General features: G+C 44.7%; 14 protein-coding genes. 3 read left to right on the plus strand and 11 right to left on the minus strand.

Annotated elements, in window-relative coordinates; genetic code table 11:
• Positions 1-110: 110 nt before the first annotated feature.
• From HF312_00850 to HF312_00860, 3 genes are all read left to right on the plus strand, one after another.
• Positions 111-512, plus strand: a complete 402-nt coding sequence (locus tag HF312_00850; protein MCU7518729.1) for a carboxymuconolactone decarboxylase family protein — start codon at positions 111-113, stop codon at positions 510-512.
• Positions 513-693: 181 nt separating this feature from the next.
• On the plus strand, positions 694-1,362 hold the full coding sequence (locus HF312_00855) for a cobalamin-binding protein (protein MCU7518730.1): 669 nt from the start codon (positions 694-696) through the stop codon (positions 1,360-1,362).
• Positions 1,363-1,380: 18 nt separating this feature from the next.
• A complete protein-coding gene (locus HF312_00860) occupies positions 1,381-2,406 on the plus strand; it encodes a nucleoside 2-deoxyribosyltransferase (GenBank protein ID MCU7518731.1) in 1,026 nt (341 codons plus the stop codon).
• Positions 2,407-2,447: 41 nt separating this feature from the next.
• Here HF312_00860 and HF312_00865 read toward each other — a convergent pair whose 3' ends face one another.
• The 11 genes from HF312_00865 to HF312_00915 all read right to left on the minus strand — a co-directional run bounded on the left by HF312_00865 (position 2,448) and on the right by HF312_00915 (position 14,853).
• Positions 2,448-3,677: an HlyC/CorC family transporter gene (locus HF312_00865; protein ID MCU7518732.1), complete on the minus strand. Its 1,230-nt coding sequence runs from the start codon at positions 3,675-3,677 to the stop codon at positions 2,448-2,450.
• Between the two features lie 24 nt (positions 3,678-3,701).
• Entirely contained in the window at positions 3,702-4,616 is a 915-nt protein-coding gene (locus tag HF312_00870; GenBank protein ID MCU7518733.1) for a decaprenyl-phosphate phosphoribosyltransferase, read from the minus strand.
• 142 nt (positions 4,617-4,758) lie between these two features.
• Entirely contained in the window at positions 4,759-6,411 is a 1,653-nt protein-coding gene (locus tag HF312_00875) for a methylmalonyl-CoA mutase family protein (GenBank protein ID MCU7518734.1), read from the minus strand.
• Positions 6,412-6,699: 288 nt separating this feature from the next.
• Positions 6,700-8,604, minus strand: a complete 1,905-nt coding sequence (mutL, locus tag HF312_00880) for a DNA mismatch repair endonuclease MutL (GenBank protein ID MCU7518735.1) — start codon at positions 8,602-8,604, stop codon at positions 6,700-6,702.
• A 21-nt stretch (positions 8,605-8,625) separates the two neighbouring features.
• A complete protein-coding gene (locus HF312_00885) occupies positions 8,626-9,099 on the minus strand; it encodes a dihydrofolate reductase (protein ID MCU7518736.1) in 474 nt (157 codons plus the stop codon).
• A 14-nt stretch (positions 9,100-9,113) separates the two neighbouring features.
• Complete coding sequence (gene thyA / locus HF312_00890) at positions 9,114-9,953, minus strand: thymidylate synthase (protein ID MCU7518737.1); 840 nt, start codon at positions 9,951-9,953, stop codon at positions 9,114-9,116.
• Between the two features lie 96 nt (positions 9,954-10,049).
• The gene (locus tag HF312_00895) at positions 10,050-11,204 is read right to left on the minus strand and encodes a glycerate kinase (protein MCU7518738.1); all 1,155 of its coding nucleotides are present in this window, start codon (positions 11,202-11,204) and stop codon (positions 10,050-10,052) included.
• Positions 11,204-11,710, minus strand: coding sequence for an HIT domain-containing protein (locus tag HF312_00900; GenBank protein ID MCU7518739.1), 507 nt, complete (start codon positions 11,708-11,710; stop codon positions 11,204-11,206). Before HF312_00900 ends, HF312_00895 begins: the two co-directional genes overlap by 1 nt.
• 114 nt (positions 11,711-11,824) lie before the next feature.
• On the minus strand, positions 11,825-13,915 hold the full coding sequence (gene fusA, locus HF312_00905; protein ID MCU7518740.1) for an elongation factor G: 2,091 nt from the start codon (positions 13,913-13,915) through the stop codon (positions 11,825-11,827).
• 35 nt (positions 13,916-13,950) lie between these two features.
• Entirely contained in the window at positions 13,951-14,343 is a 393-nt protein-coding gene (locus tag HF312_00910; GenBank protein MCU7518741.1) for a DUF948 domain-containing protein, read from the minus strand.
• 126 nt (positions 14,344-14,469) lie between these two features.
• Complete coding sequence (locus HF312_00915; GenBank protein ID MCU7518742.1) at positions 14,470-14,853, minus strand: YtxH domain-containing protein; 384 nt, start codon at positions 14,851-14,853, stop codon at positions 14,470-14,472.
• Positions 14,854-14,896: the final 43 nt, after the last annotated feature.

A 14,896-nucleotide genomic window follows, 5' to 3' on the forward strand; every position in this document is an offset into this window, starting at 1 on the left:
TCTCATTTCAAGGGCAGCGTTTGCGATTGCCCGCAATGTAATAACATATATTTTCACACAGTTAGAACGCCGCAGGCCTAAAACCTCCGGCAAAAGAAAGTGAGTACAATATGGAGCGTAAGCAAGTATATAAAGAAGTAGAGGAAATTTTCGGAGCAGTTCCGTCTTTTATTAAAACTCTGCCGGACCAGACAATAGGCAGCGAATGGGATCTGTTTAAGAAACTTCAGATAGATGACGGCCCTATTCCCCAGAAATACAGGGAGCTTATAGGTTTAGGGATTGCAGCCGTGACAAAATGCCGCTACTGCGCATATTATCACACGGCAGCAGCAAAACTCTTCGGCGCCACAGATGAAGAGATCCAGTTTGCGGTACACTATGCAAAGTCTTCAGCCGGCTGGAGCGCATACCTGAACGGACTGCAGATGCCGTTTGAAGAGTTCAAGCAGGAAATTGACAAAGCAGTTGAATTTGCCCGTTCTCAGACACCTCAGACAGAAATGATTTAATGACCCATATCAGGGCATCCCTCAGGATGCCCTTCTTTTCCATAAAACACATCTTTCAGGCTCATTTTTTAACGATTTTTCAGATAATCATAAGATATTTTGTGCGATTTTTATTAATTTTATTCCCATCTTTTTCAACTGAAAAGAAGTTGAATTCCCCTAAAGTTATTTTGAGGTAAAAATGGAAGTTTTGGAAAAACTTGCCGAATGTGTTGAAATAGGAAAAGCCGATGAAAAGACCTCTTTTCTGCCCGCGCTTATTGGACAGAAAGGGGCCTCTGAACTGACCCGCGAAGCCCTTGAGATGGGCCTTACACCAGGAGAGATCCTTTCAGACGGACTTATTACAGGTATGAACAGAATAGGCGAAAAGTTCGCCTCGGGCAAGGTTTACATTCCCAACCTGCTTATTTCGGCTAAAGCAATGAAGGCTGCAATGGAACACCTTGTCCCCTATTTCGAACGTGGAGACGCACAATATAAAGGAACATTTGTTATTGGTACAGTACAGGGCGATATGCACGACATAGGAAAAAACATTGTAAAGATGGTGCTTCAGGGAGGCGGATGGAACGTTGTTGACCTTGGGACCAACACCTCCATAGACAAGTTCCTGGAAGCAATTGAAAAAAATGAGGCCAAAATGGCAGGCCTGAGCGCTTTACTTACTACAACGATGCTGAACATGGGAAAGATCACTGAAGAAATTAAGAAGAGGTTCAGTGACGTGAAGGTCTTTGTCGGAGGAGCCCCGCTTTCAAAGGACTACAATGATAAAATCGGAGCCGACGGATATTTCAAGGATCCACACGGCCTTGCAAAGCACCTGGACTTACTCTTAAACGCATAACTCAACCGGAAGCTATAAATGAAACCTGATATTGATAATTTTATAAAAACGCTGCGCGGCGGAAAAGGAACCCACGTCCCTGTCTGTGAACTGGGAGTGCATCCTATAGTAAAAAAGAGGTTTATAGGTCGCGACGTCTTAACGCTTGAGGATGACATTGAATTCTGGCGCAAGGCAGGATATGATTACGTAAAAATCCAGCCGACAGCCGATTTTAACCCGATGAAGATCGGGGCCAGCAATAACCTGACTTTCAACGAAGACGGCACCATGAGAATTAAATGGGCCTCTGAATCTGAAGGCGTTATCTCAGGCTGGGAGACATTTGAACAGTACAAGTTTCCGGAAAAGGAGGATTTTGACTATTCAAAGTTTGAAAGAGTGCGTAAACTCCTGCCCGAAGGGATGGGTGTAATCGGGCAGTACGGCGACATTTTTACAATGACGTGGGAAATGATGGGTTTTGAAGGCTTTTCAATGGCCTTATTTGAGAACCCGGAACTCATTGACGCCCTTAACAACAGGCTGGGAAGCCTGGTGCTCAGCATGTTCGAGTATTTTGCCCAGAGCGACGCCGTGGATGTAATCTGGTACACGGACGACATTGCATACACGAACGGCCTTTTAATGGGGCCTGAAGTGCTGGACAGGTATTTTTTCCCATGGCTTAAGAAAATAGGCGACCTGGCAAAAAAATACAATAAGCCTCTTATGTATCACACAGACGGAATACTGTGGGATGTGTTCGACAGGATAGTTGACTGCGGCGTAAACGCCCTGCACCCCATTGAGCCAAAGGCTATGGACATAAAGGACGTAAAGAAAAAGTACGGTGAGAAACTCTGCTTAATCGGGCACGTTGACGTGGACCTTATCTGCCGCGGCACAAAGGAAGAGATAAGGCAGAAGGTAAAGGAAAACGTTGAGAATGCGGCCTATAATGGAGGCTACTGCATCGGAAGCGGAAACAGCATACCGGAATATGTTAACTATGATAACTACATTGCGCTGCTTGAGGCAGCCAGGGAGTTCGGCGTTTACTAGCGGTCTTTACAAATTATTCTCAGGCAATAGTACTTTTTATTTTATTCTTCTTCAGTAATTACCGTTACCCTTACGAGCTCAATCCTCTTGTTTGTGGATCTGATGATGAGGATTTTATACCTCTCAATTGTGAGGTTCTCACCCTGCTGGGGTATTCTTCCTATGTGTGAAGTAATATAGCCGCCAATTGTGGCGTAGCTGCCTTCGGGTATATTCAGGTTAAGCTGGTCGTTAATATAGTCAATTTCCACCTTCCCGCCGATCAGGTAAGTATTCTCCCCCACATTGCGGCATATCTCGTCATCGGTATCGTATTCATCCCTGATCTCGCCCAGGAGTTCTTCAATTATGTCTTCCATCGTAAGTATGCCTGCTGTTCCGCCAAATTCATCCACGGCAACGGCAAAGGATACCCGTTTTGTGGAGAACTCCCTCAGCATTTCAGTACTCTTCTTTGTATCGGGCACGAATATGACAGGGCGCATTACGGCCGCAAGGTTTTGTGGATTCTTGAACAGGTCGTAAGCCAGGACGACACCTTTTATGTTATCCAGGTTCTCTTCGTAAACGGGAATCTTAGAGTAACCTGATTCAATAAAGACCTGCAGGACTTCGTCCAGCGTGCTTGAGATCTCCACGCCTACTATGTCCGTACGGGGTCTCATAACCTCATAGACCCTTTGGTCGCCAAGTTCAATTATTCTTGTCAGTATGTCCGTTTCACTTTCATTAACCAGTCCCGCCTCCTGGCTTTCCTTAACGAGCATCTGAATTTCCTCGCGGCTAAAGAGCATATTAATGCTTTCCTCGCGGAGGTTCTCGCCGCGGGAGAAGAATTTTGAAACAAGAGAAGTCAATCTTACAACCGGGTACAAAATAAAAGAAACGGCTCTTACCGGAACAATTGTAACCATAAGAACGCGGTCTGCCATTTCCCTGGCCAGGTACTTGGGGAGGAGTTCACCAAAAAAGAGCAGGACCGAGGTGGATATGAAAAGAATGCCCAGGTCGGACAGGTGGAAATAATACCCCAGGAAAAGCGTTATTACGGAGGCAAAAGTTATGTTTACAATGTTGTTGCCGATTAAGATCGTAGAGAAGAACATCTGCGAAGAGTTGAAAAAATACAAGGCCGTTTTGCCCGCGAGGTTATTTTTCCTGGCTTTTATTTCAAACTTTATTTTGTTTGCAACAACAAAAGCAAATTCCGCCGATGAGAAAAATGCGCTTAAAACAATTAGCAATATAAGTACTGTAAGCTGCCAGATCATATAAAATTTAACGTTTTCCTCTTATTAAAAATAAACTATATAAATTGCCGTTAAGACGTAAAGGATTATGTTTACAATCATAGGGATGTCGGTCATCATTACTTCTGTTGCGTTTTCCCCCTTGCTTTTCTTATAAACAAGATACATAAATCTGAAGATCCCGAAAACAACAAAAATCGTCGTATAGACGAGGTTCTCGCTGTGAAGGTAGCTTATAGTTCTTTCAGATACAGAATAAAGGGCGTAGCAGATTATGACTCCGGCAGCAGAAATTGTTGCCATCTGTTCTGTAAAGCTGATAGAGTATTCAGACAAGACTTTCCTTGTACTTCCCCCTTCCAACGGGTTCAATCCGAGCTCGGAGCGGCGTTTCATAATTGCAAGGAAGAGTGATATAAAAAGTGTCGTTAGTATAAGCCAGCTTGAAACATAGACTGATATCACATATGCTCCTGCCAGCACTCTCAGCATAAATCCCGCAGCAATGCTCATAATATCGATTATAACGAGGTGCTTTAATATGACGGAATATAAAACATTAAGAGCAATATAGCCTATGAGGGCAAGAATAAAAGTAAAGTCAAGCCTATAGGAAAGCGTAAAAATGCCGATGGCAAGCAGCAAAATTGTTACAAAGGCACTTCTTTCCGAGATCTGGCCGCTTGCAATAGGCCGGGATTTTTTCTGCGGGTGCAGCCTGTCGCTTTCAACGTCAAAAAGGTCATTCATTACGTATACGGCGCTAGAGGTAAGGCAGAAAGCCAGGAATCCAAGAAGCACAAGGAGGAAGTAGTTCTCGTGGAAAAGGTTCTTGGAGAACAGGAGCGGGACAAAAACGAAGAGGTTTTTAATCCACTGTGTAACACGCAAAAGTCTCAGGTAGTTAGCCACCTGTGTCCATAGAGTATTAGAATAAACAATATCTGCAGATTGCCCCATTTTTGCCCGAGTTTTAATTATTTCCTTTATTTACAGATAAAATATATGGTTTTTATAAGCTTTTCGCAAAACGGGCGGGGCACAAATCATTGAAATACATGGTACGGCTCTGCCGCTTTAGGCAGAGCCGTAATAAAAGTAATCAGAATACCGCAACTTCTTCGTATATGCCGAAGTTTTTTTTAAGCACATGGACCATCTCGCCAAGTGTGACGTAGTTTTCTGAGGCTTTAATGAAAACGGGCATAAGGTTACGGCCGTCAATGGCAGCCTGTGCTATCTCTTTAAGGGATTCATCCACTTTCTCCTGGTTTCTGGACTGCCTGAGTTCCGAGAGCCTCCGGATCTGTTTTTTCTCAACTTCAGGTGAAATTGTAAGGATCGGGATATCTATTTTCGCCTCTTCCTCAACAAATTCATTTACACCTACAATAAACTTTTCCTTCCTTTCCAGCTCAAGCTGGTAGCGGTAGGCACTGTCGGCAATCTCCTTCTGGAAATAACCAGCCTCAATTGCGCCTATGACGCCGCCGAAGGCATCGATGCGTTCAAAGATCTCATTTGCCTTCTTTTCCATCTTGTCCGTAAGGGCTTCAACGTAGTAGCTTCCGCCAAGGGGATCCACGGTATTAATAACGCCCGTTTCATAGGCAATTAGCTGCTGAGTCCTGAGGGCAATTTTAACGGCTTTTTCGCTTGGGAGGGCCAGTGTCTCATCCATTGAGTTCGTGTGGAGCGACTGTGTTCCGCCAAGCACGCCTGCTAAAGCCTGGAAGGCTGTTCTTACAATATTGTTTTCAGGCTGCTGTGCCGTAAGTGTTACACCTGCGGTTTGTGTATGGAAGCGGAGCCACCAGCTTCTGGGATTTTTTGCTCCGTACTTCTCCTTCATTCTTTTTGCATATATCCTGCGCGCCGCGCGGTACTTTGCAATCTCTTCAAAAAAGTCGAGGTGTGAGTTAAAGAAGAAAGAAATTCTGGGGGCAAATTCATCAACGTCCATTCCCCTTTCGATGCAGGCTTCAATGTAGGCAAAGCCGTCGGCCAGAGTAAAAGCCAGCTCCTGCACGGCTGTTGAACCGGCCTCTCTTATATGGTAGCCGCTGACGGAAACAGGGTTCCACTGCGGGACTTCATTGGTGCAGTATTCAATCATATCCGTAATAATTCTCATTGAGGGTTTGGGAGGATAAATAAACTCCTTCTGGGCTATGTACTCTTTCAGAATATCGTTCTGCAGTGTGCCGCGAAGCTCCTTAAAATCGATCCCCTGCTTTTTGGCTACAGCCAGGTAGAAGGCAAATATCATAGCCGCAGGTGAATTTATGGTCATTGATGTTGAAACCTTATTAAGCGGGATATTCTTAAAAAGGGTTTCCATATCTTCAAGCGAAGAGACTGCGACGCCGCAGATGCCTACTTCGCCCTGGCTTAAGGGGGCATCCGAATCCCAGCCCATGAGTGTAGGAAGGTCAAAAGCTACGGAAAGCCCCGTCTGTCCGTGACTTAAGAGATAGTGGAATCTTTCGTTTGTATCCTCCGGAGTTCCGAAGCCTGCGAACTGTCTCATTGTCCAGATCTTTCCCCTGTAGCCGTTGGCATGGATTCCTCTTGTGTAAGGATACTCGCCCGGGAAGCCCAGGTCGCGCATATAGTCCTGGCCTTCAAGGTCTTTTGGTGTATAGAGAACGTTAACGGGTTCACCGCTTACTGATGTGTATTTCATACCTGTATTTTTAGCCTTTTGGGCCTTTTCCAGGTACTGTTCCATCGCTTTTTTAAAGTCTTGGTTCATTATTACCCTCTGAATTTCTTGTATTATTAAAAATACATAATGTCGTGAATATATAAAAGTTGAAAAAGGAGAAGATGTGGGATTATAGAGCCGGCGTGGGATATTAGAGTGAATCAATCTATGACTAGCCCTGAGCTTTAGCTCGGGGTACCGGATATTCCCCCTCTCCCCTTTGGGCTTCAGCCCCAGATTCCCAGACGGAGGATCGGGGGCTAAAGCCCAAATGTCTTTGAATTCATTTCCCACCCCGACCTGAAGGTCAGGGCAAGTCATACCGGGGATTTAATTTTATGTGCGGCCGAAGCGCTTGTCGAATTCCTCCAGGGGAATTTTAATTATTATCGGGCGGCCGTGCGGGCAGACGTAGGGCATGGAGGTTGCAAAAAGCTGGTCCACAAGGAGCCTCATCTCTTTTTCCGAGAGCCTGTCGCCTGCCTTGATTGCAGTCTTGCATGAAAACGATTTTGCGAGGTTATCCCTTTCTTCAAGGTGCTTTTCCCTCTGGTTACGCTTGTACTCGTCCACAATTTCAAGGAGTATCTTCTCCTCTGTTCCGAGCTTTACGTCCTGCGGAACGCCGTCAATAACAACGGTATTTTTGCTGAAAAATTTAATTTCAAAGCCCAGCTTTGTAAGATAAGGCCTCAGCTCTTTTAAGAGCGCGTAGTCTCCCGCGTCAACGGTAATCGACTGCGAGAACAAAAGCTGCTGCGAAAACGGCAGGTCGGCATTAAAGGATTTGAGTGCTTTTTCATAGAGTATCCTCTCGTGCGCCACGTGCTGATCAATAATCATAAGTCCGCTTTTTATCTGCGAGAGAATATACTTATTGTGAAGCTGAATTATAAAGGATGAAAATACCTTCAGGTCCTGCGCTTCATCTTCAGGCCTGCCCGGTGAAACACTATGATAGACTTCCCTGTTCTCGGTCTGGCTAAAGGGATGTTCTACAGCCTCCCCGGGGGCGGTTTTCCTGATCTCTGTATTAAGCGAGTTAAACAGCATGTCTATGTCGCGGTCTGAAAAGTCGCTTCCGCGGCTGCCGCGCATAGCCTGGGGAGCATTTGGCATTGCCTCCTCCCTGTGCGAAGTGTTCTGGAAGTTCGGGCGGTCCTCAAAATCGTTTTTTTCTGTCCTGCGGAAGTCATCAAAGTGCAGCTTTTCTTTTCCGGGCTCGGTGCCGAAAGTCATCGAAGGCACCAGGTCGTAGCTTCCAAGGGCTTTTTTGATGACAGCATGCATGAAGGCGTAGACGTCTTTTTCATCCTCAAACTTTACTTCGAGCTTTGAGGGATGAACATTTATATCGATCCCCCTGGGATCAAGTTCCATAAAAAGAATAAAGAAGGGATAATCCCCCTTATCCAGTATATTCTCATAAGCATGAAAAACAGCGTGGTTAACCTGCTTGCTTACTACAAAGCGGTTATTGATAAAAAGGTACTGCTCCCCTTTGCTTTTCCTTAAATAGGCAGGTTTTGCAATGTAGCCCGAAACGCTCAGGAAGTTGGTGAGTTCCTTAACCTCCACCAGGGCATCCAGCATATTATCCGCAAAAATGGCCTGTATTCTTTCGTCTCTTGTTCCCGAGGGGAAGTCAAATATCACCTCGTCGTCGTTAAAGAAGCGGAAGGCGATATCGGGGCGGCTCAAGGCAATTTTCTTGAAAGTTTCAATTATATGCTTTAATTCCGTAGCATCGCTTTTCATGAAGCTGCGCCGGGCCGGCGTATTGAAGAAAAGGTTTTTAACTGAAATTGAAGTGCCTTTGGAGAATGAACCCTTTTCAATTGTAACGCTGGCCCCGTCTTCCACCTTAAGGCAGATACCCACCTCGTCTTCCATCATCTCAGTTTTTATTTCAAGCTGGCTTACGGCTGCAATTGAGCTGAGAGCCTCTCCACGGAAGCCGAGGGTCTTAATGGCCTCAAGGTCCTCATAGACGTGTATCTTGCTCGTAGCGTGGCGCTGTATGCTTAAGACGGCATCTTCTTCAGTCATGCCGTCACCGTCGTCGACCACCTGAATGAGGGCCTTACCGGCCCTTTTTATTACAACGTCTATACTCTTTGCATTGGCATCTATGGAATTCTCCAGGAGCTCTTTTATGACAGATTCAGGGCGCTGCACCACCTCGCCGGCTGCGATCTTGTTGGCAATATTCTCCGGGAGTATTTGTATTTTATTTTTCATTTTTTCCGTATTTCTTTCAAATTATTTTCTCTTGTACCAGATGACCTGAAAATCATCATATTCAGCTTTGACTTCACTTTCCCATTCTGAAGGGTCGAACGGAGGGAAAAACACGTCCCCTTCGGCTATAAACTTCATCCTGGAAATGCTCATCTCATCTGCAGTTTCAATGGCCTCATTATAGAGCTGCCCGCCGCCAATTACAAAAACCTTTTCAGCCTTTGCTTCATTTTCACAATAATCATAAGCCTCCGGAAGCGAACTAAAAACCTTAACTTCAGGGCTTTCACTTTTCATATGGCGTGAAATTACAACGTTCAGCCTTCCCTTTAAGGGCCTGCCCAGAGACTCGAGTGTCTTTCTTCCCATAATTACGGGATTGCCCAGTGTAAGTGACTTAAAGTACTTAAAGTCCTCACTGGAATGCCAGGGCATTACGCCCTTATTTCCAATAACGCCATTTTGGGCTACAGCCGCCACAATTATTTTTTGCAAATAATTTTCTCCTGTTAAACAGCCACTTCAAATTTGATTCTATCCAGGTGCTGATAGTTCCTGAGCTCAAAGTCGTCAAATGTCAGTTCATCAATCGGCTTTTTTGCAATTATGAGCTGAGGCAGGGGTAAAGGCTTTCTTTTCAGCTGTTCTTTCAAGCCTTCCAGGTGGTCGTACTTTTCCATCTCGCTGCCCTTGTCGGCTACATATATATGTGCGTCAACGATCGTATGGGCAAAGTATCCGAGCTCAAGCCCCACTTCCTGCGCAATTATCTGCGTTAAAAGCGAGTAGGCGGCAAGGTTAAACGGAATGCCGAGGGCAATATCGCCCGAGCGCTGCGTAAGGTGGCAGTTGAGCTTTCCGTCGTTTACGTTAAAAGCATAAGTGTAATGGCACGGGGGAAGCTTGCTTTTTGTTGCGTTGCCCGGTTCCCAGGCAGTTACAATGAGCCTTCTGCTGTAAGGGTCCTTTTTGAGTGTATCAATAACGTACTTAATCTGGTCGATCTCGGTAACCTTCCAGTTACCCTCTTTGTCTTTCTCGGCACTCGGAAAATGCCTCCAGTAGTAGCCGTAGGCCGTTTCAAGGTTTCCATCCTCGTCAGCCCAGGCGTCCCATATCTTTGTATGTTTCCTCAGGTTCCTGATGTGGTTATCTCCGGACAAATACCAGAGGACTTCATAAAGAAGCGAGCTCCACATCATTTTCTTTGTTGTAAGAAGCGGAAAACCCTTCGAGAGGTCCACGCGGTAAAAAGCTCCAAAATAAGATATTGTATCTACACCTGTGCGCGAAGGCTTGCGCGTGCCCTCATCCATCACAAGTTTAACCAGGTCAAGATATTCTTTCATTTATTATTTCTCATCCAAAAACTTAGTTCTAAATTAACTCCAAACAAGAATAGTTTAGGTACCTGAATATAAAAAATTCTGTAGCCTATTTCTAATCTATGTTTTGTTTCTAAAATAAAATTTCAAAATTTCTTCAGAGGCCAGGCGCACCCCCTTTTCAATATTTCTCATGGATTCTTCCGGCGTATGAAAAAACTTCGAAATTTCAATAAATTTAATGTTTTCTTTCTTCAGTTCCTGCGGTATCTGTTTAATTATGCCGGCACAGATAAACTGAAGGGCTCCTGATGGCATAAACTCATCAATTACCAGGAAAGCCCCCTTCTGCATCATGGATTGAGAGTCGAATGATCCTTCGCCGGTAATGATAAGGTCGGGATTCAATTTATTTTTATTCAGGCCCAGGTCTTCTTTTAGGAAGTCGCGGGCGAACTTGTACTTACCGTCCAGGAAAAAGTGCAGACCGCCTGCCAGGCCGCCTCCGGCACCCAAAAGGTCCCCTGTATTTTTCTTTTTACCAAGTATTCGTACAATGTTTTCCAGACCCTTTTCAAGCCTTTCCACTTCATGAGGGGTTGCCCCCTTCTGCGGAGCAAAAATGCGTGCAGCTCCCTTTTCTCCCAGCAGAGGCGCATCGACGTCAAGAACTATCTCAATGTTAAAATTAAGGCCGGGGTTTACCCAAATAATTTCTTCTGTAAGCAGGAAATTTTCAGGGACTGCATTAAGTTCTTTTCCTGAACCGTCCAGGAGTTTTAAGCCTAAGGCAGAACACATACCGATGCCAAAATCGCTTGTTCCGGTGCCGCCAATACCGATAATCACCCTTTCAATGTCCATTTCACCTGAAATTTTTTCATTTTTCAGGTGCAGGAGCATTTCACCAAGCCCCCTTGAACTTAACTTAAGAGGATGTCTTTTTTCTTCAGGAATGAGTTTCATCCCCAGCACGTCGGCTGACTCAATGTAAACGGATTTATTTTCCCTGGAATATCCGTAGCAGGTACTTATACTATCATCCTGAAAAGGAGCACTAACTTTCAGTTCCACTTTCTTAAGGTTGAAATTCTCGATGCATACCTGGAGAAACCCGTCGCCTCCGTCTGAGACAGGTTTATCTATGAACCGGAAGTCTTTGGTTTTATACCTGTTCAGGAGTTCATCCTGGAGCGCTTCATGGAACAGGTGCGTAAGGCCTGCAGAATCCATGCACTCCTTAAAGCTGTTTGGAGCAATTAAGATTTCGGGCATTATTTATTTTTCAGTTCATTAAAGGCTTTGAGGAGGTTTTTCTTTGTTTCCAGGAGGTCCTGTGAAATCACCTTCACTTCGCCAATTGCTGGCATAAAGTTAATATCCCCGTTCCATCTCGGGACTAGGTGGAAGTGGATATGCTGGTCAATTCCGGCTCCTGCGGCTTTGCCTATATTTGCCCCCATATTAAATCCGTGGGGTTTCATTGCAATTTCAAGCGCCCGGCTTGCGAGCTGGAGGTTTTCCATAATCTCGAGATTTTCCTCCCTGGAAAAGCTCTTAAAGTCGCTTGTATGCCTGTAGGGCACAACCATAAGGTGTCCGCTATTGTAAGGGTAAAGGTTCAGGACAACAAACGTCAGTTCCCCCTTATAGACCACAAGGTTATTCATGTCGTTTACGTCGGCGTCCTGCTGGCTGCAGAAGATGCAGCCCTGGGATTTTTTTTCTTCCTTAAAAGAATCTATATAGAGTGATCTCCAGGGAGACCAGAGCTTGTCCATTTCAGACCTCATAATGCACTTCTTCTTAATTTAAGTTCAAAAATATTGGGATTCTATAATAAAAAAGGCGGAAGAGAATTTCCTCCGCCTTTGGAAAAACCGGGACAAAAGATATTACTCTTCTTCTCTTGATTTCTTGTATTCTTCGATAACCTTTGCTTCAACTTCCTTGGGAACTTCCTCATAGAAAGCGAACTTCATCTTATAGAGTCCGCGACCTGAAGTAAGGCTTCTTAAGTGAGTTGAGTACCTGTAGAGTTCAGACAATGGAACGTTAGCCTTAATGATCTGGAAGGGGCCTTCTGAATCCATGCCGAGGATCTTGCCGCGGCGGCTGGAGAGGTTGCCCATAACGTCGCCCATGAACTCTTCTGGAACGGTTACTTCAACTTCGTAGATCGGTTCCAGGAGAACAGGTTTGGCTTCCATGAAGCCTTTCTTGAAGCCCTGGGAGGCAGCGATCTTAAACGACATTTCATCTGAATCCACGTCGTGGTATGAACCGAAGAACAAAGTAGCCTTGATGTCAATTACCTTTGAGCCTGTAAGAATACCCTTCTGCATTGTTTCAATTATACCTTTTTCAACTGCAGGGATAAACCTTCCTGGAATAACGCCGCCAACGATGGCGTTAACGAATTCGAAGCCGGTACCTCTCGGTACGGGTTCAAGCTTCATTACAACGTGACCGTACTGGCCGCGTCCGCCTGATTGTTTCTTGTGTTTATATTCAACGTTTTCGCAGATTCCCTTAATGGTTTCGCGGTACGGGATCCTGGGTTCGGCAAGATCCACATCCACGCCGTAGCGGTCCTTAAGGAGTTTTACGGCAAGTGAAAGCTGAAGTTCGCCCTGGCCTGAGACTATAGTCTGGCTCAGTTCAGGATCAAACTTTACGCTGAATGTAGGATCTTCCTCGTGCAGCGTATGCAGGCCGGCCGAGATCTTGTCCTCATCGCCCTTGGCCTTGGGTATAATTGCGCTGCTTATAATAGCATCCGGGAATTTGATCGGGGTAAGTATAACCGGGAAATTCTTTGAGGACAATGTATTATTTGTATGGGTGTCCTTCAGTTTAACTACTGCACCTATGTCGCCGGCGTGGACTTTCTGAGCGTCCTTTCTGTTCTTTCCGTTAAGGAAGAAAAGCTGGCTTAATCTTTCAGTCTTGCCGTTGTTTTCGTTCATAAGATCCAGGCCTGCCTGGACTGTGCCCGAGAACACCTTAAAAACTGAAAGTTCGCCCACGTGTGACTCAGAGAGTGTCTTAAATACAAAAAGCACAGGTTCAGCCTTATCGTCTACAGGAACCTTAACCTTCTGTTCCTTATCCTTAAACTTGCCTTCAACATTATCCCTTTCGGCCGGTGAAGGGAAATATTTGGCTGCAAAGTCGAGGAAGTTATTCAGACCCACGCCCTTAAGGGCGCTGACTGCAAAAGCGGGCACGATGCCGTTTTTCATGACAGCGGTTTTGAGCCCCTTCTGGAGTTCGTCTTCAGTAAGAGTGCCGTTTTCAAAAAACTTATTCAGCAGGTCCTCATCGCTTTCAGCAACTTTTTCAATAAGGGCTTCCCTCATTGCTTCAGCCTCAGGCTTAATATCGCCGGGAATATCGCACTCAGTTACTTTTTTACTTCCTGCAGGTCCGTAGGTATAAGCTTTCATACTGATAAGGTCAATAACAGTATCAAAATTTACACCTTCTTTTGCAGGTATTGTAACTGCAGTAACGTCGGGCGACAATCTTTCCTTTGCCATTTCAATTGTCTGGCTGAACTTGGAGTGTTCATTATCAACTTTATTGATAAGAACAGCAGCAGGCAGGTTATATTCTTTTACGAAGTTCCATGTAGCCTCTGAGCCGACTTCAACACCTTCGGCAGATTTCAGTACAGCCACAGCAGTATCAGCTATATGAAGAGCGCTTTTAACCTGCCCAATAAAGTCTGAATAACCGGGTGTATCTAAAATGTTGATTTTTGTATTATTCCATTCGATATGAAGAGGAGTAGCAGAAATAGAGATTTGTCTTTCGATTTCGTTGGCATTATAATCCGAAGTCGTATTACCTTCTTCAATTTTGCCAATACGATTAATTTCACCACCAGTGAACAGAATCAATTCAGATAGAGAAGTTTTACCGCTTCCGCCATGACCGATGAACGCAATATTCCGGATAGAATCCGATCCGTATTCTTTCAAGTGAGACCTCCACTAAATTAAAATTTACCCTTAATTTATTTATTTTTTAGAGTACCCCAAAAGGCAGATATTCCGCGGGAAATTCCAACTACTTTCCTGAAAACATCTCCCCCCGGACTATCTCCCACACTTGCTTTGATTCGTTTAGTTTTGTCCAGAAGATCTTCAGCTTTATCCTTTAAGTTTTCGATTAATACTTTTACTGCCGAAATAACAGATTCAACCTCTTCGGTAACAAGGGCCACCTTGCCTGTAATAATGTTAACGTTGGCAAGAATAGGTTCCACATTTCCCTTTATCTGTTCGACATCCTTCTGTAGGGCCGCAATTGTCTTTGTAACCTGTTTAAGGGTAATTATAAGATAAATGCACAGAATTGATGCCGCAATCAGCAAAATAATCAGAAAGATATTCAACGCTGTATCCATAGTTCAATCTCCCTGCCTTAATGACGAGGCTTTAAGTTAGATAATAATTAGACTCATCCTCTAAAATCAAACAGATCTGCATCTTAAGAATAACGCAGCCAGAAAAAAATAGTTGCTTTTCGGATTTTAAGAATTCTGTTCGTTCCTGTATGCATCAAGCCCCGCCTTGAAAGCGCTTTTGAGCTTGTCGCCTTCGTCGCCGGCCAAATTCTTTGCATTATCAAGAGCCTTCTCTGCATCCTGAAGCAAGCCCTCTACTTTAACTCTGGCGTCAGAAATCAGCTTTTCAGATTTTTTTTTCCCATCGTTGATAAGTTCCACGGCTTTAACCTTAGCGTCGGCAAGGTACTGTTCAGCCTCCCCCATAAATTCGTCAGTTTTGTCCTTAATGTCGCGTCTGAGTTCCTTGCCGCTTTTAGGAGCGTACAGGAGAGCGACGATTGAACCTACAACTGAACCGGTTATTAAACCTATTAATAATCCTTTTCCCAGACCGTTATCTCTGGACATGGTGCCTCCTCAATTTTAATAGTTTTGTTAAAATAAGAAGTCC

The sequence above is a fragment of the Ignavibacteria bacterium genome (genome assembly GCA_025612375.1).
Lineage (GTDB): Bacteria > Bacteroidota > Ignavibacteria > Ignavibacteriales > SURF-24 > JAAXKN01.